At 37.9% G+C, this 19,256-nt stretch carries 37 protein-coding genes; 32 read left to right on the top strand and 5 right to left on the bottom strand.

Features of this window, described 5'->3' with window-relative positions:
- The 10 genes from LY11_RS26735 to LY11_RS15730 form a co-directional block, all read left to right on the top strand.
- Positions 1-253, top strand: a 253-nt coding sequence (locus LY11_RS26735; protein ID WP_211321570.1) for a hypothetical protein, incomplete at its 5' end; no start/stop codon positions are given.
- A gap of 263 nt (positions 254-516) precedes the next feature.
- Positions 517-711 carry a hypothetical protein gene (locus LY11_RS15770; protein WP_170132703.1) on the top strand — a complete coding sequence of 65 codons (195 nt, stop codon included), beginning with the start codon at positions 517-519 and terminating at the stop codon, positions 709-711.
- The gene (locus tag LY11_RS15765) at positions 698-1,039 is read left to right on the top strand and encodes a hypothetical protein (RefSeq protein WP_111634619.1); all 342 of its coding nucleotides are present in this window, start codon (positions 698-700) and stop codon (positions 1,037-1,039) included. The genes LY11_RS15770 and LY11_RS15765 overlap by 14 nt, the downstream gene beginning before the upstream one ends.
- A gap of 10 nt (positions 1,040-1,049) precedes the next feature.
- Positions 1,050-1,745, top strand: coding sequence for a DUF6291 domain-containing protein (locus LY11_RS15760; RefSeq protein WP_111634618.1), 696 nt, complete (start codon positions 1,050-1,052; stop codon positions 1,743-1,745).
- On the top strand, positions 1,746-2,756 hold the full coding sequence (locus LY11_RS15755) for a P-loop NTPase family protein (RefSeq protein ID WP_111634617.1): 1,011 nt from the start codon (positions 1,746-1,748) through the stop codon (positions 2,754-2,756).
- Positions 2,757-2,758: 2 nt separating this feature from the next.
- Positions 2,759-3,112, top strand: a complete 354-nt coding sequence (locus LY11_RS15750) for a hypothetical protein (RefSeq protein WP_111634616.1) — start codon at positions 2,759-2,761, stop codon at positions 3,110-3,112.
- Positions 3,093-3,320: a hypothetical protein gene (locus tag LY11_RS15745; protein ID WP_111634615.1), complete on the top strand. Its 228-nt coding sequence runs from the start codon at positions 3,093-3,095 to the stop codon at positions 3,318-3,320. Before LY11_RS15750 ends, LY11_RS15745 begins: the two co-directional genes overlap by 20 nt.
- 4 nt (positions 3,321-3,324) lie before the next feature.
- On the top strand, positions 3,325-3,558 hold the full coding sequence (locus tag LY11_RS15740) for a hypothetical protein (protein WP_111634614.1): 234 nt from the start codon (positions 3,325-3,327) through the stop codon (positions 3,556-3,558).
- Positions 3,555-3,761 carry a hypothetical protein gene (locus LY11_RS15735; RefSeq protein WP_111634613.1) on the top strand — a complete coding sequence of 69 codons (207 nt, stop codon included), beginning with the start codon at positions 3,555-3,557 and terminating at the stop codon, positions 3,759-3,761. The genes LY11_RS15740 and LY11_RS15735 overlap by 4 nt, the downstream gene beginning before the upstream one ends.
- A gap of 49 nt (positions 3,762-3,810) precedes the next feature.
- Positions 3,811-4,374, top strand: a complete 564-nt coding sequence (locus tag LY11_RS15730) for a hypothetical protein (RefSeq protein ID WP_111634612.1) — start codon at positions 3,811-3,813, stop codon at positions 4,372-4,374.
- Between the two features lie 5 nt (positions 4,375-4,379).
- Here the strand turns inward: LY11_RS15730 and LY11_RS15725 are convergent, their stop codons facing one another.
- Positions 4,380-4,607: a hypothetical protein gene (locus tag LY11_RS15725; protein ID WP_111634611.1), complete on the bottom strand. Its 228-nt coding sequence runs from the start codon at positions 4,605-4,607 to the stop codon at positions 4,380-4,382.
- Positions 4,608-4,720: 113 nt separating this feature from the next.
- On the opposite strand from LY11_RS15725, the gene LY11_RS15720 reads away from it, so the two are divergent.
- From LY11_RS15720 to LY11_RS15645, 15 genes are all read left to right on the top strand, one after another.
- On the top strand, positions 4,721-4,948 hold the full coding sequence (locus LY11_RS15720; protein WP_111634610.1) for a hypothetical protein: 228 nt from the start codon (positions 4,721-4,723) through the stop codon (positions 4,946-4,948).
- A gap of 77 nt (positions 4,949-5,025) precedes the next feature.
- Positions 5,026-5,238 carry a hypothetical protein gene (locus LY11_RS15715; RefSeq protein ID WP_111634609.1) on the top strand — a complete coding sequence of 71 codons (213 nt, stop codon included), beginning with the start codon at positions 5,026-5,028 and terminating at the stop codon, positions 5,236-5,238.
- 256 nt (positions 5,239-5,494) lie between these two features.
- Complete coding sequence (locus tag LY11_RS26730; RefSeq protein ID WP_111634607.1) at positions 5,495-5,794, top strand: hypothetical protein; 300 nt, start codon at positions 5,495-5,497, stop codon at positions 5,792-5,794.
- 356 nt (positions 5,795-6,150) lie between these two features.
- Entirely contained in the window at positions 6,151-6,510 is a 360-nt protein-coding gene (locus LY11_RS15695) for a VRR-NUC domain-containing protein (protein WP_170132702.1), read from the top strand.
- Positions 6,511-6,554: 44 nt separating this feature from the next.
- The gene (locus LY11_RS15690; RefSeq protein ID WP_111634604.1) at positions 6,555-6,974 is read left to right on the top strand and encodes a hypothetical protein; all 420 of its coding nucleotides are present in this window, start codon (positions 6,555-6,557) and stop codon (positions 6,972-6,974) included.
- Positions 6,975-7,075: 101 nt separating this feature from the next.
- Positions 7,076-7,549: a hypothetical protein gene (locus LY11_RS26925; RefSeq protein WP_211321569.1), complete on the top strand. Its 474-nt coding sequence runs from the start codon at positions 7,076-7,078 to the stop codon at positions 7,547-7,549.
- The gene (locus tag LY11_RS26725; RefSeq protein ID WP_170132701.1) at positions 7,542-7,682 is read left to right on the top strand and encodes a hypothetical protein; all 141 of its coding nucleotides are present in this window, start codon (positions 7,542-7,544) and stop codon (positions 7,680-7,682) included. Before LY11_RS26925 ends, LY11_RS26725 begins: the two co-directional genes overlap by 8 nt.
- An 85-nt stretch (positions 7,683-7,767) precedes the next feature.
- Positions 7,768-8,565: a hypothetical protein gene (locus LY11_RS15680; RefSeq protein WP_146610858.1), complete on the top strand. Its 798-nt coding sequence runs from the start codon at positions 7,768-7,770 to the stop codon at positions 8,563-8,565.
- Between the two features lie 28 nt (positions 8,566-8,593).
- Positions 8,594-8,869, top strand: coding sequence for a hypothetical protein (locus tag LY11_RS15675; RefSeq protein WP_111634602.1), 276 nt, complete (start codon positions 8,594-8,596; stop codon positions 8,867-8,869).
- 31 nt (positions 8,870-8,900) lie between these two features.
- Complete coding sequence (locus LY11_RS15670; RefSeq protein WP_111634601.1) at positions 8,901-9,101, top strand: hypothetical protein; 201 nt, start codon at positions 8,901-8,903, stop codon at positions 9,099-9,101.
- A gap of 34 nt (positions 9,102-9,135) precedes the next feature.
- On the top strand, positions 9,136-9,462 hold the full coding sequence (locus LY11_RS15665; RefSeq protein ID WP_111634600.1) for a hypothetical protein: 327 nt from the start codon (positions 9,136-9,138) through the stop codon (positions 9,460-9,462).
- A gap of 273 nt (positions 9,463-9,735) precedes the next feature.
- A complete protein-coding gene (locus LY11_RS26720) occupies positions 9,736-9,909 on the top strand; it encodes a hypothetical protein (RefSeq protein ID WP_170132700.1) in 174 nt (57 codons plus the stop codon).
- A gap of 1 nt (position 9,910) precedes the next feature.
- Positions 9,911-10,141, top strand: coding sequence for a hypothetical protein (locus LY11_RS15655; RefSeq protein ID WP_111634598.1), 231 nt, complete (start codon positions 9,911-9,913; stop codon positions 10,139-10,141).
- On the top strand, positions 10,138-10,467 hold the full coding sequence (locus LY11_RS15650; protein WP_111634597.1) for a DUF551 domain-containing protein: 330 nt from the start codon (positions 10,138-10,140) through the stop codon (positions 10,465-10,467). The genes LY11_RS15655 and LY11_RS15650 overlap by 4 nt, the downstream gene beginning before the upstream one ends.
- Positions 10,468-10,611: 144 nt before the next feature.
- Positions 10,612-11,004, top strand: coding sequence for an HNH endonuclease (locus LY11_RS15645; RefSeq protein ID WP_111634596.1), 393 nt, complete (start codon positions 10,612-10,614; stop codon positions 11,002-11,004).
- 114 nt (positions 11,005-11,118) lie between these two features.
- Here the strand turns inward: LY11_RS15645 and LY11_RS15640 are convergent, their stop codons facing one another.
- Both LY11_RS15640 and LY11_RS15635 read right to left on the bottom strand, forming a co-directional pair.
- The gene (locus tag LY11_RS15640) at positions 11,119-11,640 is read right to left on the bottom strand and encodes a hypothetical protein (protein ID WP_111634595.1); all 522 of its coding nucleotides are present in this window, start codon (positions 11,638-11,640) and stop codon (positions 11,119-11,121) included.
- Between the two features lie 129 nt (positions 11,641-11,769).
- Complete coding sequence (locus LY11_RS15635) at positions 11,770-12,009, bottom strand: helix-turn-helix domain-containing protein (RefSeq protein WP_211321568.1); 240 nt, start codon at positions 12,007-12,009, stop codon at positions 11,770-11,772.
- A gap of 89 nt (positions 12,010-12,098) precedes the next feature.
- Between LY11_RS15635 and LY11_RS15630 the strand changes: the two genes are divergently transcribed.
- A complete protein-coding gene (locus LY11_RS15630) occupies positions 12,099-12,410 on the top strand; it encodes a hypothetical protein (RefSeq protein WP_111634594.1) in 312 nt (103 codons plus the stop codon).
- Positions 12,411-12,463: 53 nt separating this feature from the next.
- Here the strand turns inward: LY11_RS15630 and LY11_RS15625 are convergent, their stop codons facing one another.
- Positions 12,464-12,685 (bottom strand): hypothetical protein, encoded by a 222-nt coding sequence (locus LY11_RS15625; RefSeq protein WP_111634593.1) that lies wholly within the window; start codon positions 12,683-12,685, stop codon positions 12,464-12,466.
- Between the two features lie 22 nt (positions 12,686-12,707).
- Positions 12,708-13,067 (bottom strand): hypothetical protein, encoded by a 360-nt coding sequence (locus LY11_RS15620; RefSeq protein WP_111634592.1) that lies wholly within the window; start codon positions 13,065-13,067, stop codon positions 12,708-12,710.
- 246 nt (positions 13,068-13,313) lie between these two features.
- On the opposite strand from LY11_RS15620, the gene LY11_RS15615 reads away from it, so the two are divergent.
- The 6 genes from LY11_RS15615 (at position 13,314) to LY11_RS15590 (ending at position 19,223) form a co-directional block, all read left to right on the top strand.
- Positions 13,314-13,814, top strand: coding sequence for a hypothetical protein (locus LY11_RS15615; protein WP_211321567.1), 501 nt, complete (start codon positions 13,314-13,316; stop codon positions 13,812-13,814).
- A complete protein-coding gene (locus LY11_RS15610; protein WP_111634591.1) occupies positions 13,795-15,309 on the top strand; it encodes a terminase large subunit domain-containing protein in 1,515 nt (504 codons plus the stop codon). Before LY11_RS15615 ends, LY11_RS15610 begins: the two co-directional genes overlap by 20 nt.
- Before the next feature lie 30 nt (positions 15,310-15,339).
- The gene (locus tag LY11_RS15605; protein WP_111634590.1) at positions 15,340-16,782 is read left to right on the top strand and encodes a phage portal protein; all 1,443 of its coding nucleotides are present in this window, start codon (positions 15,340-15,342) and stop codon (positions 16,780-16,782) included.
- Positions 16,783-17,014: 232 nt separating this feature from the next.
- Complete coding sequence (locus LY11_RS15600; RefSeq protein WP_111634589.1) at positions 17,015-17,656, top strand: HK97 family phage prohead protease; 642 nt, start codon at positions 17,015-17,017, stop codon at positions 17,654-17,656.
- A gap of 12 nt (positions 17,657-17,668) precedes the next feature.
- On the top strand, positions 17,669-18,934 hold the full coding sequence (locus LY11_RS15595; protein WP_111634588.1) for a phage major capsid protein: 1,266 nt from the start codon (positions 17,669-17,671) through the stop codon (positions 18,932-18,934).
- Between the two features lie 55 nt (positions 18,935-18,989).
- Positions 18,990-19,223: a hypothetical protein gene (locus tag LY11_RS15590; protein ID WP_111634587.1), complete on the top strand. Its 234-nt coding sequence runs from the start codon at positions 18,990-18,992 to the stop codon at positions 19,221-19,223.
- Positions 19,224-19,256 lie beyond the last annotated feature (33 nt).

Genomic DNA, 19,256 nt, shown 5'->3' with positions numbered 1-19,256 from the left:
TGCCAATGCAGCAACCACCGGGAATTATGCCAATGCAGCAACCACCGGGAAAAATACAGTAGCTGCTGCCTTGGGTGCCGGAAGCAAGGCAAAAGCATCAATAGGATGTTGGATAGTTGTTTCTGAATGGATTAGACAAGAAGACTGGTCTTATAAAATAAATGATGTTAAATCCGTAATTGTTGACGGTAAAATAATAAAGGCTGATACCTATTATTCGTTAAGCAAAGGGCAGTTTGTAGAGTCTGAATAACCTTTAATTGGCGCGAGGTTATCAAAGAAAAGCGCCAAAATATAAATTAATTAATCGCATTCTATTGACTAGATGGCGGTTAAAAGATTGCCGCCATTATTTAAACACAATGAGTTTTAATAAACCTATCAATAGCATAACACCTAAAATTTTATGCCTAATATTAAGCATAATAAGAGTCGAAATGCTCATTTTATTCGGAAGGAGTATTTATGGTTTATTCTAGAAAACTAGAGAAAACGGAATACAAGTATGTCTATAAAATGAAAAGCGTAAGGAATAGTACAGAAACATTTTACAGCGCATCAAAAACCATACTGGGAAAGCTATTTACTGTGAGCGGTAAAACTGCAAAAATTGCGGCTATGGCTCTGGATATAAAGCTTATTGAAAATGGACTCGCGCCAATTAATGTGCTTAAAAAATCAAATAAAATTACACAAAATGACAGAGGATAAAGACAAATATACAGAGGCTGAAATACTTAATTACATGGAAAGGAATCCTGAATTAAATGTATTCCAGATCGCACAAGAATTACGGATACCCACACATGCAGTTGGGCAAGCTCAGCATAATAGAATGAAATCAGTTTTATCGAAAAACAGATATTCTGCCGCCTGGCAAATCCCTAGAAATATGACAGACGATAGGCTTTGGCTTACTAAATCACAATTTGAAAAGGCTGTTGTACGGATAAAATCTGGCGAACTAGGAGTAATAGCCGAGCTGAGTAAAAATCATAGGATCAGCACGGCTCATAAGCGTCAATTGGAGAAAATTTAGAATATAGGTTATGGCTGACGAAAAAAAATCATTTATTCTTTACGCCGACCTGATACATACAGTTTCATTGATGCCTAATGATAAGGCTGGTATGTTCTTTAAGACAATTTTGGACTATGTCAACGATATAGAGCCTGTGATAGAAGAATTAGCTCTTGCTCTTGCATTCGAACCTGTAAAAAGGCAAATAGAAAGAGATTCAGCTAAATGGGAGAAAACAAAAGGAGTTAGGTCGGTTTCTGGAAAGTTAGGCGGCATTAAAAGCGGCGAAGTTAGGAGGAGAAAGAGAGAGGCAGAAGCATACGAACCAAATGCTTCATTAACGAAGCAAGCTGAAGTAAACGAACCTGTTAATGTTAATGGAACTGTTAATGGAATACCTAATAGTAAAGTTATAACCCCAGTTGTTCCAACTGCGTCTATTGATTTTGAAAAATTTATTGATGGATTTAATGCAATTGCTAAAAGAAAGTTCAAAGTGACTGATACGGTAAAAACTTCCTTAAAAGCGAGACTTAAAAAATATACCAGGAAAGAAATTGTAGCAGCAATTGCAAACGCACACAAAGACAAATACCATATTGATACAAAATTTAAATATCTGACACCGGAATTTATATTAAGAGAGAGCAAGCTGGAGAAATTTATTAATCAGCCAGAAGAAACGAAAGCAACACAAGGATATACACCTCAAATGACAAACTAAATGATAAAATCAATTAATAGCATTCGGGGGAAAGTTGAGGATTTACGGAAAAATGGAGTTCAAAGAGGGAATAATACCGGGTTTAGGTGTCTAGACGATCTGTATAGTATTAAAGATGGGTCATTTACTATCATCCAAGGTGCGCCTACGCATGGAAAAAGTGAATTTATTTTTGAGTTGATGATTAATGACGCTATTGATCAGGGGCAAAAAGGCATAATACTAAGCCCGGAAACTGGTAATGCAGAAGAGATTACAATGGAGCTTGTGCATAAATACCTAGGGCAACCAGCTTATATGAGCGGGGACTACTACTGTGATGATAAAAAATTCCATGAGGCATTGAATTGGGTAAATCATCACTTTGCTATTGCTGATGACGATGAAGAAACATACTCATTCGCTGGATTAAGGGACGCAATAAGAGTTTATGAAAAGATAACAGGGTCTTTCTTTAAGAATGTAATGGCTGAACCTTGGAATGAATTAAATCACAAGTTAGCACTTACAGATAATGGAGGTAGGCAGGATTTAGCAATTGAGGAAGAGTTGACTTTTTTTAGAAAGCATTGTAAAGGAGATAAACGACACGGCTTTTTAAGCTTCCATCCTTCATTTCAGCAATTAGTTAAAGACAAGGATACTGGACTTAGCTATTATGAAATGCCAAAAGCAAGGGAAGCCGCAGGAGGGCAGGCTACATTAAGGAAAGCGTTCAGTTGGATAAACATTTGGAGACCCCCGGTAGGACTTATTGATCAGAATGGCGTACCATATGAGGATAATCAGCTTGTAGTTCAAGTCGAAAAATCAAAACCCAAAGGAGTAGGTAGAAAGGGGATTACAAATCTTTATTATGACTGGAGAAAAAATAGGTATTACGAGAAGCTAAACGGTAGCAACAAGTATGCCTTTGAGCATAAAAAACTTATCAATATACATAATCCATCTGCTGGTATTTTATCAAGTACAAATTTTAGTGGTGTTCCGAATCAGGAAAGCATGTTTTAGTTATGGGAGAGAGTAAGGAGTATTACAAGGTATTGTCAGAGGCTTATGAAATGGAATTATCTAAGCTTTTAAAGCCCTCTATAGATACCATTACTGTAATAGGAGTAATTGTATCAATGATGATAGAGGTTGAAGCGTATGGCGCAAAGAACGGGAAAACTGATAGATATAAAACCAGTAAGGAGCGATTAAGGATTTTATTTGAATATGCAGACGACAATAACACCTTGGTAAACCGGAATAATATACTTCGGCTGAAGCTTAAAAACTCTCATTCACGAGAACATTATTTAAGGATTGAATTGGAAGAGTTAAAAACAAAATTAAAAGAGATCAATGACTTTGAAGAGGGGTAGAGCTGCGGCTTACCAAATATTTGACGGTCTGGAAAGAGGCCAAGTGATCATACTTAAAAACGAAACTCCTGCTCCAGAAATTCTGATTCAATATGGCAAGGACTATATAGACCAGGGGGGAGCCATTGAGTTTTCAGGGGATTACAGTAAGATCAGAAAGGTTACATCAATGGAGGAAATAATAAATATCATAAACAATCAAATCTGAAAGTATGACAAGAAATGTAGTAACAGAAATAGACAAGCTAAAGCCCGGCGACAGGTTTTATAAGCTTGCAAATAAGTCAAAAACCCCCTTTGAATTTATTCAGGAGGAAAGCCACGGGAAATATGAGGTCATTGAAACGACGGCAATGAAAAACGGTTTCCCTATCCAAAACAGAATAAAAATCTTTAGAGGTAATACCAGGGTAGTCTTTTTAAGGAATGTAAATACAGCGCCATGAGAAAGAAACGAAAAAAGCTAACAAGGAAGGAATCGTTACAGCGATCTGTATTAGCTGATTATGTAAACAAGCTCTATAAAGTCAATAAAAAGTTTGAAAACGTTTCTATTCCCTACAACGAGATTAATAACGCAGTTGAAAACCTGTCTGTTATGGCGCTTATTATAGGTTACGGATACGATATCCAAATAGCAATTGCTTAAATTTTAAACTCTTTATTGAGTGAAATAATAACTAAAACATTCAAAAATAATGAAAACACAAGAAGAAGTAATAAAGAAGTTATCCGAAGCATGGAATCTGTTCCTTGAGATACCTGAAGCTGCTAAACACGAATGTGATAATGATGAATTTTGTAAAGCAATTCATGCCGGGCAGAATATAGTGTTTGCAGGTATGTATCTGCTACAGAATCCTGCGCCAGCCAGATCTGAACTTTCTGACGGGATAAATAGTACAGTTAATACACAAGATGCTCTTGCAGAGTCAGTAGAAGGGGTATTCCTTTATAAAGGCGATAAGTATTGGTTTACCTATAATGATCATGGGACTTGGACTCCCCCTAAGCTGGTTGAAAACCTAGAAGCTAATCACGCTATATGCCGTACGCCTAATCAATCGAAAGGATTCATCAGTCAAGCCAGTGCAGACGGATGGGTTATAGGGCAACTTGCCAAAAAATCAGCAATTGCTGCGGAAAAGTTAACTGATTTGCTCTGGAAATACTCACAAGAAAATAAAGTACCAATTAGAAGTACCGATGACTTAAGCAAGTTGGAACAATGGCTATTAGTTCGGGCGGCGAAAGTCGAGTAGGATGGTTAGCCGCCTTTCAACGTTTCTATATTAGTCCCGAGCTTGGTTAGTGCCTCTAAAGCGAGTCTTTCATCCTCTGGAGTTATTCGCTGCTTACCGTTGCCTGCTTTTGCGTTGTTCAGTTTATTTGAAAGTTTCGATTTAGCAGATTTAGGGGTATCAGGGTACATAGCGTGCGCTAAGTCAGTCTGACTGATCAATGGGTTGTCTATTAGAAATTGCTTTAAGTCCATAGTAACAAATATAGCTAATTAAAATATAATACAAATGAATTATACAACATTACAGTTGTATGACAAATGTATAATACGATCGTATTATATTTGAATCAACAAATCAATCGAATATGAAAGCTACACATTTAAAAAATCAGAAATCAGACGAAAGCTTGCTGATGATCAATATTGAATCTGACAGAGAGAAAGCGTTTCTGCTATCATTGTTCTCCGACACATACAAAGCTCTTGAAGCGGTCAATAATCCAGGAAGCACACATGTATTGATTGATCAGGAAAAACCCTTCACGCACGAAGAAACGAAGGAGATACTTGATAAACTCTACTGCTCATTTTAACTACCACCCCGCCCTGAGATAAAGGCGGGGTTTTTAGGTGCAAACCAGTCCTTAACCGGGGGCATAAAAACTCAATTATGAAAACTCAAATAGAAATTTTAGTTGAACAAGGTCTAAAAGATCTTTACGCTGTTAATCTTACTTCTGTTACCAGCAAAAGCGTTAATACAGGAGAAGATCTTGTGGTTGTTGCAGATGTTACTTTTAATCATCCCTCGACAAAAAGCAACATGTCTGCAAGATACTGGTTCAATAACACAGGAGAGTATATAACTAAAGTATTTAACTAATCAAACCAGCTCATTTGGGGGGGGGGGTAAATAAATTGAATTATGAGTAAAAAAATAGAGACGCATCTGTATTCCGTTTTCTTTAATGCGACTAAAGGTAGACGGCTAGTTATGGATAACGTTACATCAGAAGAGCTGCTAAAAACAGGGAGCATATACTTCCCTGTAAAAACAATGAATAAGCTGATTAACCATAAGGATAAGAAGTATAATACACTAATTAACAAATGGTATATAATAACTAAACAGATAAAAGATGAAATACCAACTTCACGTTAAGTTTACCGCAGAAATATCAATTGAGCAGGTTCATGTTATTTGTCAGAATTACCATTGCAAATGTGTTGAGCATACTTTAAAGACTAACAGATATAAAATAATATCTGATGATTGTATTGGACTACTGCAAATAGGAATATTACGTCATATATCAATATTAGACTTCGTTATAAAGTCTGCTGAAGAACTACTTAAAAAAAACAAGAAAATTAATTTTAGGCCATCTGAAAATGGTAAGGCTAATCTAAGGCCCGCAAGAAGAATACCGCTTAATTGATTAATAACCGCCTCGCATAGAAATATGCGGGGATTTGGCGGTAACTAACCCCCGCTAAAGCGGCTAACAAATAAGGAAATGAAACAAATATCTAGCATTACAAAAAAAGACTTAATTAAAGTTGCGAATCTTCAAGGTTTTGAAAATAAACGAAACAATATGATTCACCTTTATTTAGACAGAGAGGGCAAGGTTCTGATAGAAAATCACATTTCTGGAGTATCGCCATTGCTTGCTAAGACTCTTATGTTTCTAAAAACAAAATATATTATTAACTAAATGCCTCAAACTGAGGCGTTAAGTAAGAGATGCTAATTATTTTTTTCGCTCCAAACCACTTCCGGTAACTTGTGTCCGTGAGAGAGAAAAAGCAAAGTGAGGATGATTTTCAGAAAGAATGTGTCAGGTGGATTGAACTACAATACCCGAAATTATTGGTACATCATAGTCCGAATGGCGGGAAGCGGAACGCAAGAGAGGCGCTAAAGTTTAAGAAAATGGGTACACGGGCTGGCTGTCCGGATCTGATGATCTATAAAAAGTCAAAACAATACGCTGGGTTAGCTATTGAGTTAAAGGTGGGGACTAATGGAACTACCGAAAATCAAGATCTATTCCTAGCCGAATTAACAGCAAATGGTTGGTATTGTATTGTAATTCGCAAGATGGATATTTTCATGCAAACAGTAAAAGAATATATGTCTGATGCGATTTAATGAGTGTAATGCTAACCATAATAACCAATTTAAAATAATTTATCATGGCTAAAACCTGTACAACCTGCGGCGGCGCCCCCTACGCAAAAGGATTCTGTAAGATCCATTATAAAATGCCAAGCCAGCTAAATCCTAAGCCGATTGCCAGAAAGCAGATGGCTGCGGTTGCCGCTGTTAAACGTCCAGCAATCAAACTTGTAAGCGATAGAAGAGCGAAAGAGCTGAGGGTATACGCAAAGATTTGCCCCGCTTTTAAAAAAGCGAATCCAGAGTGCCAAGCAAAGCTACCAGGCTGTACAGTTATGACCACCGACGTACATCACAAGTGGGGCAAGGAGAATGAAAGGCTTAACATGGTGGAGCATTTTCTCGCAGTGTGCCGTCATTGTCACGATGTGATAGGCGGCAACCACACGATGGCGAAAGAAAAGGGTTTTTCCATCAATAGAACCTTTGTTATTTAAATTATATTTAATAAGTCCTATTCTAAATAATGGGAAAGCAAACAACTTAATTATTCAATTCTAATAGAACAAACACTAAGACAAATAAGGAGAAAACAACAATGGGAATAGTACTACCAGAGGTCTGTATAGAGAGGCAGAAGCAATTTGATAAAGAGGCGAGGGTTAAAATAGTAAATCAAATTATCGCTGAAATAGCGAGCAGAGGGAGAAGGTTCTTTCATAATAAAGACCAGGTAGCTTATTTGTTTCTGCGCAACAATAAGATTTGGTACAAATGTGAATGGGTATCTGATCATCGTCCTGTTGAGGAAATATGCTTTTCCGTTAAAAAAAATGGTCGTATGGCAAATTGGTTTCACGGCGGCACACTGGAGTCTTTAATCCGCGACTTCTGCGACTTCGTCAGAACTGGTGAATATTCTAACCACAATCAAGGATACGGCGGCCTGTATTGTCAGCATTGGGGGTATTCGGCTGAAGATATGAGAGCTATTCAAGAGAAAGCTGTAGAGTTAGGGTATTTACGTTCACCTACCACTGATAAAGCGGATAAACAACAAGGGAATGTTTGAAAGAGAATTTTGTGATCTCTCTAAACTCATAGAGGAAATAGGGTTAACCAGAAGACAAAGACGTGAAATTGAGCGTCAAAGATTGAAGGATGTTAAAAAATCAGTAAGGATCATTAACAGGGCTAACAAATAAGGAAATGAGGGGAAAATGGGAAATAAGACACTATAAAGATACGGTGCATATCGAATCCGAAAGATATTCTGAACTGTTTAAAGCAATGAAAAAAGCACATCATTACAGTCGCTGGATTCAAACAATTAAATTCCTTAAATCAAGAGGGTGGACGATTAGTGAAAATCTATCTTACAAGGAGCATTACAACTGCTTATCGAAATACCATAAAATTGGGTGCAAAGGTAATGTCAGATGCCTAATGGAAATTACTGGCCGTGGTATTGAAATTAAGTTCGGAGATGTTGCAAACTTATGGACTGGTCACGCACAGTCGTTTTGGGATGATCAAAGGGACGACAGACATACGAATCTTTCATACCTCCAATACAAGGCTGTGGATCTTGAAAAACTTAAGATTATTAATTTCTTTAAATCACTGGGTTGTAAGTTGAAAATTAATGATCGTGAGCTTACGCCTGTAGAAAGTATTTTAAAAACATTAGGGATTAACGCCCATTTCCACGGTGTAATAAACTGTTTGGAAGATATTAAAACAGACATGGAAATCAGGCCAGAAAGGTTCTACAGTTACAACAACAAAGATCGCAATGGTAAACGAGTTAAGTGTGGCGAGATCAAATATTTCTATCCTTATCCGCATTGCCGCCTATGCTGCGGGGAAGTTTGGCATTCTGCTAATTCAAGTTGGTACGTGTTACACGGAAATACAATGTCTTATGTTCAGTCTTCAGATCTATTTGACTATGATCCCAAACTAAAAAGAAGACAGAAAAAGCAGGTTAGTCTTACTCATGTTATGAATCAGCATGTTGAAGGAGGTGATTTCCTGAAGGCGCACAAAATTCAAGCGCTAATAAAACGAAATTCAATAGGTAACTAACCGCCCATAGGGCATAACATAAACAAATATGGAAATTAAAAGCCTTAGAGATCTACGGGATTTCTTAAACACATTAAACGATACTCAGCTATCTCAAAGAGCTTTAGTTGCAGGTGAGGAAGACTTCACTCCAATTGATAGTGCTGTAATTACTGAAGAGGATTGGGTTGCTCCAGGTGATGGTGAAGACGGAGCTTTCCCGGTATCTCAGTATGAACCAGAAGACTATGACGGTGAACCTGTTGATAGTGACTTTAATAAGATAATCCCGAAAGGGTATGTTTATCTATATGAAGATTTTTAACTCACTCCCAGAAGGGCTAAAATAAAAGAATATGGAAAAGGAACTTTATTACGCATTGTCAGATAACGCTGATATGAGTTGTGTATGTGCTACTTTAAGAGAGGTAGCAGATTTGATAGATATAGACTTGGGAGATATAGATCCTAAGGAAAGAGTGCGTGTTTTTTATACTGTTACTCCACTGTATTTGACAGAAATTGAATTTAAAGAGCTTTCAGACGCTCAGTTTTAACTCACTCCCTGCAAAGGGGGTAAACACATAAAGAATGGAAATCACATACGATGAAGTTGAAAAACTAAAGTTAACTGATGCACAGTTAAAGTCTGCTAAGGCTGTTTTTAAAGCCATGAAAAATGCGTCCAAATTGGGGGTTCATTTCTGGGACAATTACGGGACTCTAACGGCCTATAATTCTAAAAAGGTAAGCGTTCCTATAATGGTAGACAGGGAGAATGACGAATATAAGATGAGAGAGAGCGAAAAACATTTTAGAGCTAGTGAAGGGACAGGAAGCGAAGTGCTTTATTATGAAGTAGTTAAAAATTTTCATGCTGGCAATGCCGACGATCAGTTTTACGCTGAAATTATTTAACCACCCCATAAGAGGGGATAACAACAAGGAAGATGGCAGAAAAGAGAAAGATACACTGTAGAAGATGCTTCGGTAAAGGGTACTATAGTGGTCAATGGGGGCAGATCGCTTGCTCCGACTGCAATACGCACGGTTATTTTTATGTGCTGATGGATAAGATTAAAAATAGGTGGGTTTGCATTGATGAAACATATGACGGTGATATGTACCGAAAACAACGAGTCAAAGAAGTTTATTAACCCCCGGCAATTCAGCCACAATTAAAATAATGTTATGGATAGTCAAAGTATGTTTAGTGATCAAAAAGTAGACGATTATAGACAATGGTTTTATCAAGCCCAACATTTAACAGATTTTGTTGAATTTATAGAAGATCAAATTGGCATTGACGAAATGAACAGAATACAGAAGGAATTTCAAAAATTGTATGAATCAAATACTCAGTAAGATGAAACAAGAGGATATTAATAAATTGAAAAACAAGATATCAAGCCTTGAACGACAAGTTGAAATTCAGAAGGGACGTATATCGTTCCTAGAATCTCAATCTGGGAAAATAGTAGACGGAGCAGACATATCACATGAGTCGCTAAAATGCCTGGCTAAAAGACTATCTCCGGATGTAGCTTTTAAATACGCTATTGATTGGTATCGTGAACAATTAACAGAGAAATCATGATCACAGAAAAACAAATAAATAGGGCTGCTGAGGAGTATATTCCGGTACATAAACAAGTAAAAGATTGTGGATTCCACTACGTAATGGGCATGAAAAAGGCTATTGAGTTGCTTCAGCCGGAATGGATAAAAGTAACCGAACGATTGCCTGATATATTCAGAGACGTAATTGTGTGCCACATATCAGATAAATGGCAAGGAACTATGTTCCATAACGGGGAAAGATGGGTTAATTCACTAGACCATGATGCTTGGCCTAATAAACCTACGCACTGGACTGAGCCTTTAGAATTACCTGAACCACCTAAAACAGATAAACATGTATAACAACATATCATTGGAAATCTTAATATTCGCTGCGGTGTCTGTGGTATCCTTATGCCTGGCTTATGTAATCGGTCTGTTTGTTAGAATGGCTGCTGTGTATTTAACTATGCTTAGAGATGAGGAAATAAAGAAGGAGGGGGAGTTATGAAAAAATCGGATAGAGAAATCATATTCAATAAGTTTTCTGGTAAATGCGCTTATTGCGGAACTGACCTTGTGAAAGGGTGGCATGTAGATCATTTTGAGCCAATAGTAAGAGGCTTTAAGTATGATAATGAGAAGAGGTCATACATTCATGACGGAACACAGGAGAGGCCAGAAAATAACACAATGGATAATTATATGCCATCCTGTGCCAGTTGTAATATAGTAAAGAGTTCCTTGCCTTTGGAGTCATTCCGGAAAGTAGTTTCCGGCTTTGTGGCCTCTTTGAACTTATATTCAACTCAATATAAGTTTGCTAAGCGATACGGCATGATTCAAGAGTATGAAAAACCGATTAAATTTTATTTTGAAATTGTTTCTTGTGAGGTATAAAAAAAGCCCACACAAGGTGGGCTTAAATTTTTGTTAGCCGTTGTTTAGATTAAAACCGTGTCTTTACTTTTCATAACTGCATGTTTTGATTGTTATTAAATATATCAATTATATTTAAGATATCTCAAATGTCTGGCCAAAATTAAAAATTCCCTCTTTAATACAGCTCTTTTTAGTGTAATAATTTTGAGTAAAAGATTTGGATATTCCGCTAAATGAGTGTTTCCCATGAACGATCACCTCTAATGACTGAGCGTCATCACACCATAAAGCATCAAGGTTGTCTCTTGTGGCTACAATAAGAGCATAACCTGCTGACTTGTCATCTTTTCTGTATCTTGGAAACTGAATTATACCATCTCTTTTTAATTCTATCCAAACATTGCTATGGTTTGCGCCACCATTAGAATTGAATGGCTTTTTTAAAATTACTTCTATCTTTAAATCTAGTACATTGTACTTAGAATTGTTCAGTATTTTAAAGCCATAAAATGTGCCGACTGAATCTACTCCCTTGCAGATAGCCGTGGATATGCTCATTTTAGGCCTCATCCGAGAGATGATCCAGAAAAATAATAAGGATGAGATTACTCCTGAAATGAGTCCTGTTAGAATTGATAGTAGAATTTCATTCATATTTGGTTATTTAGTTTTGCTCAAATATAATTTAATTATGAGTATTACGTTGTGAATAACCTAAATGTATATGCTTTCTGTTAATTAATATGCACCAACTCCAAATAAAGGCCTTTTTTCAATGTTCAATTAATCTTCAAAGAGTTGAACAATTTTAATTCCTAGTGCAGAGGCAATCTTGGAGAGTGTTTTTAAATTCGGCCAAACTTTCCCGTTTTCATATTTACTAATTGATGCCTGCTCAACATCACACAATATTCCAAGCCTTTCAGCAGATAATCCTTTTAGTTTTCGAAATTTAACAATATTCTTCCCGACGATGATCATCGTCCCGTCTACTTCTTCTGTTTTTAACCCTTCTTTTTTCATCGGAGGGTACTAAAGAATGTAAATTATTTTGGAATTGTTATGTGTTTAAATACATAATTTATTATTTTTAGCCTACTAAATTCAGAATTATGGAAATAAACCCTGATCCAGACTGTCTACCAGCTGATAAACAGTTCATACAATTTCAGATTTCAGTTGAGGAATTATACGGAAAATGGCGTAATGGATATTATAATGCGATTGAGCAAGCTGTTTATGAACAGGTAAATGATGACGTGAATGGGGAGAGTGTTATAATTCATTGTATCATGGCTGACGTGGTTAGGTGGCTGCCTGGTGATGAAAATCAGCCTGTTCATTGGCGAAATATTACTGCCGGAGAGTTGGAGTTGGTCGCCGCTTGGTCAAGGTTACACAATAAAAAAAAGACACCGAATTAACGATAATGACGCACCATAATTGGAGCCTCGATACCTAGCAGTTCGGGGCTTTTTTATTCTTCATGATCTTCAATGAGTTCTCCAATTTCATCTACGATTAGCGGATCTATATCGTCTGATCGCCAGGTTAGGCCAATATCTTCTAAAAATGGCGTAATAGAACCCTGAGGTTTGCCGTCTATTGATAGTTGATAAGAAAGCTCTGCCCCATCCTGATAAACAGGAGTAACCGAGTACTGAACATTATTGGCTAGATTAATGATAAATGGCTCCATGATAGTTGTTTGTAAGATAACATTATTTGAACCCCCTTTGTTTTAATCCTTCCCGGTATGCCTGATCTTTCAGTTTAAAAGCCTCCAGCTTGTTTTTTAAATCGATGATCATTCTTGAATACTCTATTCCGGCGTTTATAATCTGTTTTTCAGCAGCTTTAACTCCAGAATCAAAAGGGCGGACGACAACGTTTTCAAGCAATTCATCAATATCATGATTACAAAGCTCCTTATCAAAATAACGGTCTTCAAATTCCCACGGCAACCACCATTCGCTAGTCACTTTATCAAATAGCCAGCACTTAGTTGTCAATGCGTCCTTAACAAGTGGCCTTAACCTTACATTATCTCCTTTCTGTCTTCCGTAGTGACTAACCCCCATAATCTCAAAGCTATACACAAATAAGTGTAAAATGCTAATATTATTAGTAATTAAACTAAGGTAATTTGCAGATTATCGTTTTAGCTCACATATTATAATTTCAGAATATATCCCATAGATTCTAAGCTCCGCACTGCTTTCGTTAGATCTTTAACTATGAGTGATATAAAAGTCAGAGTAATTATTTTTTTTAGTCTGATCGGGTACGGGTATTTTTACAGCTGAGATTAGTGACAAGGAGAAGTGATGGGGAAAACAATCGACAAAAGTAAATCAATACCGCCTAAGAAGCTGAAAGCGGGCAGACCGACAAAATACAAGGTAGCTTATAACAAGCTTGCCTATAATTATTGTCTATTAGGAGCGGTTGATGCCGAGCTTGCTAAATACTTTGAGATTTCAGAGTCTGCGTTGAATGTATGGAAGAAGGAATTCCCTTCATTTATGGAGTCCATAAAAAAGGGGAAGGAAACTGCTGACGCAACAGTAGCTTCAAAGCTCTTTCAACGGGCTAATGGATACCAGCACCCGGATGTCGATATAAAGATGTTTGAGGGGGAAATTATTGAAACTAAGCTGACTAAGCACTATCCTCCTGATACGACTGCTGCTATATTTTGGTTAAAGAACCGTCAGCCTAAAAAATGGAGAGATAAGCAAGAAATAGGGGTGACAGACGAGGACAACAAAGATGTGCCTTTAGTAACGGTATTCAGATTGCCAGACAATGGCCGCAGTAGAGTATAATGTTATAGAACCTCAAGAAGGGTATCAAATGAAAGCGCTTAGCTCTTCGGCTGATATTGTTATTGGTGGTGGAAGCGCAGGTTCAGGCAAGACTTTCTGTTTGCTGTTAGACCCTATTCCTGACATCGATGTAAAAGGGTTCGGTGGGGTGATCTTCAGAAGAACAAGCCCACAAATAAGGAATGAGGGCGGTCTATGGGACACTAGTATGTTGTTGTTTCCACACCTTAAGGCTGTGCCAAGAGAGAGTAATCTTGAATGGGTGTTTCCAAAAGGCGCAAAGATTAAGTTTTCCCATATTGAATATGAGAAGAATGTTTTAGACTGGCAAGGATCTCAAATTCCATTTATTGGTTTTGATGAGTTAACGCACTTTACAAAAAAGATGTTCTTCTACCTGTTAACCCGTAATCGTTCCGTGTGCGGAGTTAAGCCAAGGGTTAGAGCCACGTGCAATCCTGACCCTGAAAGTTGGGTTGCAGAGTTAATATCATGGTGGATTGATCAAGAGACCGGGTTCCCTATTCCGGAACGGGATGCTGTAGTTCGCTATCTGGTTGTTGACGGGAATGATTATATATGGGGAGACACAGAGCAGGAGGTTATCGAAAAAGCCTGGCATATACTTGAACCAATCGTATCAAGGTCGGGCATAGACCCTAGGGAGTTTATTAAATCGGTTACTTATGTATTTGGCGATATATATGATAATAAAGAGCTATTAAAAACAAACCCGGCTTACCTGGGTAACTTGATTTCGCAGGATAAGGAAACACAAAGCGCACTATTGTATGGTAATTGGAAGATTGTCATATCAGATAATGACGTATATGACTATAGTGCGTTCTGCGGTATGTTTAATAACATGTATGAAGTTGACAAAACTGGTAGGTACATAACTGCTGACATTGCTCTTAAAGGATCTGATAAGTTTATAGCAGGAGCGTGGGAGGGAATGGAGCTGATAGACTTATTAATAATGAATAAGAGTGACGGCAAAGAGGTCATTGAAGGGATAAAGAAGCTGGCAGTTGAAAACAAGGTTCAAAACCAGCACATCACATATGACAATGACGGTGTGGGTGGCTTTGTAGATGGCTTTATTGTTGGGGCAATACCTTTCATAAACAATGGTACACCACTACCTAATCCAGATGCAACAACATCAGCAGAGCGTAAGACTCCTGAGAATTATGAGAACCTAAAGACTCAATGCTACTACCGGAGTGGGGCAAATGTATTAGCTGGCAACTATAAGATATCTGAGAAAGTAGCTAACATGATGTATGATGATAAAATGACTGTAAGACAGAGGTTTATGTACGAAAGAAAGGCAATTAAGCGAGCTAATGCGGATGCAGACGGTAAGTTAAAGATCATCAAAAAAGCAGAAATGAAGGTTAAGCTTAATGGGCAGTCTCCCGATTTGCTTGATCAATTTATGATGAGGGAGCGGTTTAACTTAAAGGCGGCCTTTACACTATACGTAAAATAGAAAAATTAAATAGAAGAGGGGGATATTTAGATGGGATGGTTTAATTTTAAAAGCAAAAAGACTTCGGTCTTAAAGGACGCAAGTCAAAGTGCGGTAGGTCATGCAGTTGTTGACAACGAGTTATTTAAAGCGTTTTATAAGTACATGGGTGCTGGAGCAGTCAATTGGTTTGATCAAACTGGAGAGACCTATGTGGATAAAGGGTATAGCGGTAACGAGCATGTTTTTTCTGTTATGCGTGTGTACCTGAATAAGGCGAAGATTCCAAATTATATTCTAAGTAAGAAGAAGGATAAAAAGGCGTTTACTCGGTTTGACCAGTTTATTAGATCAAAGGATGATTCTCACCGAATTGAGGCGCTAAGGTATAAAGCGCTGGCTTTAGAGGAATTAGATAGCCACCCGTTATTAGACTTGCTTGAAAACCCAAACTCTTACCAAACCAGAACAGAGTTTATTGAAGCTGCATTTGGGTTTTACAAACTACTTGGCGAAACGTTCATTTATGGCATTGCTCCATTATCCGGAAGGGATGCTGGAAGATTTACAGAGCTTCACGTGTTACCAGCACATTTAGTTGTTCCGGTCTTTTCTGGTAATTACCTGAAGCCGATAAGAGGTTACAAGTTCATGATGGGCGATTATTCAATCGAGATACCCGCTGAAAACATTATGCACATGAAGACCTGGAATCCTCATTGGGATCATAACGGAACTCAGTTAAGAGGGTTCAGTCCGTTAAAACCAGGCACTAAAACATTAACAAGGAACGAAGCAAACCAAACAGCCCAAACAAAAGCATATAAGAACGGTGGAAGTGCTTATTTGTTGAGCGGTGATTCAAGCGGCAACAACGAGCCATTGACTCAGACACAGATTGATTTAATCAATGAAAGGATAATTGAAAATATCCGTGGTGAAGAGAACTTTATGAACATTACTGCTACAAATGGAAATGTAAAGGCTACCAAAATAGGGGAAAGTCCTGTTGATCTTGAGTTATTGGCTGGCGACGTAGCAGATAGAGGCAAGACAGCCTCTTTATTTGGGGTTGATCCGTTACTTGTCGGCGATAAAAGCGGTAGTAGTTTCAATAACCAGGAGCAAGCTTATAAAGCGTTGGTGACAAATGTCATCTTGCCGGATCAAATGGAGTTTACAAGCAAACTATCAACCTGGATATTACCACAATATGAAGATGAAAACTTACATCTGTGCTTCGATACCGAATGTTATCCGGAATTAAAACCAGATTACAAGTTGTTAATGGAGATATACGGTAAACCACGTTTAAGAGAGAATGAGAAACGTGGTGTTTTTGGATGGGACGATGATCCAATGCCAGAAATGAATGAAATCTACATTGAAGCCAACCTAATCCCATTAAGCAGGATTAAAGAACTAGATATCAACAGAAGCAGAAGTAATCAAAATGAGAAACCTCCCTTAGAACCTGTTATTCCGGTAGTTTAATGAGCGAAATACAATTCAGAGTAATTATTTTTTTTTGTTCGCAGCTGTTGATTTACCTTAGTGGAAGATTAGTGAGAGAGGTTAGTGACGAAGGGTCGGGATTTGTTGAGGTTGGTGGTTTTAGGTTAAGATAGAAGGGTATACGGAAGGGCAATAGAGAGAGATTAGTGAGAGAGATTTGCACCGCTGTATGCCCTTTTTCTTTGTGTGATGGATTAGTGAGGGGGGATAAATGGAAACGAAGAAATTAAGTACTGAGGTCAAAGAAGTCGATGACACTCTGGGGTATGTTGAAGCATATGCGAATGCTTATGGCAATGAGGACAGTGATAAAGACATATCACATCAGGATTCATTCGTAAAGACTGTTAAGGAGGATTTTAAACGTATTCGGGTTTACAAAAATCACAATCAAACTATCCTTGTTGGTGTACCAAAGCTATTAGATCCTAAAGATCCTTACGGGCTTAAAACGGGAACTCAGTTTAATATGAATACTGATGACGGAAAGAACATGTTTTGGGACGTTAAGCTAATCCATGATAACAACCAGAACGCAGATTTATCCATAGGATATCGTGTAATGGAAAGGGATCAGAAAGACCGCCGAATCATTACTGAGTATAAGTTGAAAGAGTATTCTTTTCTAACAAGCTGGGGCGCAAATGATAGGGCTATAGCAACATCAATTAAAAACGCTAAAGATCCACAGGAGTTTATAGCATTCCTGGTTAAGGCGTATAATCTGCCTTATTCTGACGCAAGGCTGATTGCGCTAGAAGATATCTTGAAAACATTATCAAATAATGAGACACCAGAGATTAAAACAGCAGAGCATAAATCAATTTACGAATTAATAAATACAAACTTTTAAGAAGGGACGGGAATGACTGAAGAGGAAAAAGTAAAAGCAGAAAATGAGGCGCTAGATAAAGTGAAAGCGGCAGCAAAGAAAGAGGCGGAATCCGCTGTAAAAAAAGTCAAAGAGGACGGCGAAAAGGCTTTAGCAGAACAAAAGGCCGAATTTGACAAGAAGGTAGCCGCACTCGAAAAAGCAAACAAAGAAACTCAAGACCATGCAAATGATCTTGACGCAAGGCTACAAGGAGGCTTGAAAAAGGAAAAAGAAGGGTTTAAATCTCTTAATGAGGCACTAATTGACGCTTTCAAGGCTCAAGAAAAAGAAATCAAAGCTATTGTAGATGCCGATGGGGTGCAATCAGCTTCATTGGTTATTGAGGTTAAGGCCGCAATAGATATGGGCGTAGGTAATACAATCGGATCTGGGACTACTCAGGTTTCTATTACTGATAATACAAATATAATCAGCACAATTCGTCGCAGAACTGAGTCTTATCTTGCGTCTGTAACTGTTGGATCTACAGCCGGCAACCGTGCAATGTGGATCGAAGAAACAGACGAGCAGGGAAATCCACTGTTTATCGGGGAAGGCACAGGGAAGCCAGCTGCATCAGTTCGTTACGTTGAAAAAACAGCAGTAGTTAAAAAACTAGCTGTTTATGGTAAGGTTACTACAGAAATGCTTGCCGACTTGCCACAGCTAATATCTTATATCCAAAACAATTTAGCTAAGCGTCTGGAATTAAAAAAAGAAGATGGGCTGTTCGCTGGGGATAACGTTGGGGATAATTTAAACGGAGTCAAGAACTTTGCTACGCCTTTTGTTGCAGGCGGAGCGGCTGCAAGTATCGCTTTTGTTAATGAGTTCGATGTACTGGATGCTGTAGGTACTCAGGTAGACTTGGCATTCGGAAATCCCAATGCGGTCTACATTCACCCGACAACTCTTCAGAAAATGAGGGCTATTAAGACGACTACTGGTGAATTAGTTTATAAAGACTATTTAGATCTTAACGGAGGTGGTTTAATGGTTCATAATATGAAAATTTTACCTACAACACTTGTTCCAGTGGGAGAGTTTTTAGGAGGAGATATGACAGCGGTAAATGTGCTATTCAGGGAAAAACTTAATATTCAGATCGGACTTGATGGCAATGACTTTACAAACAACAAGAAAACAATCTTGCTTGAGCAGAGACTTGTGCAGTTTGTGTCTGCAAACGACACTCAAGTAATTGTCAAAGGAACATTTGCCACCGCACTTGCAGCATTAAATAAGCCAGCTTCTTAATTATTCACAATGAGCAAAGTATAAATTTCGACTCTGCTCATCTAATTTTTAAAAAATGAAAGTAACAGTAATTGAAAGTTTCTGCGGAATTGAAGAGGGCACGCCATTGGATCTCCCAAAGGATTTAGCGTCTCCGCTTATAGAACAGGGATATTTATCTGAGCATATTGAAGCTGCTCCAGGCTTAGACCATATTGATCCGCCAGTTGATGAGTCGGTTATTACCGAGGATATAGCAGCAAACGCTGAAGATCCGGAACAGAGTAAAAGTAAAAAAGGAATTAAATAATACAGTTACCCTACCTATAGCCAGGTAGGGTAA

The sequence above is a fragment of the Pedobacter cryoconitis genome (genome assembly GCF_003259615.1).
Lineage (GTDB): Bacteria > Bacteroidota > Bacteroidia > Sphingobacteriales > Sphingobacteriaceae > Pedobacter > Pedobacter cryoconitis.
Note: the sequence above shows the minus strand (reverse complement) of the source record. Positions and strands in the feature narration are given on the sequence as shown.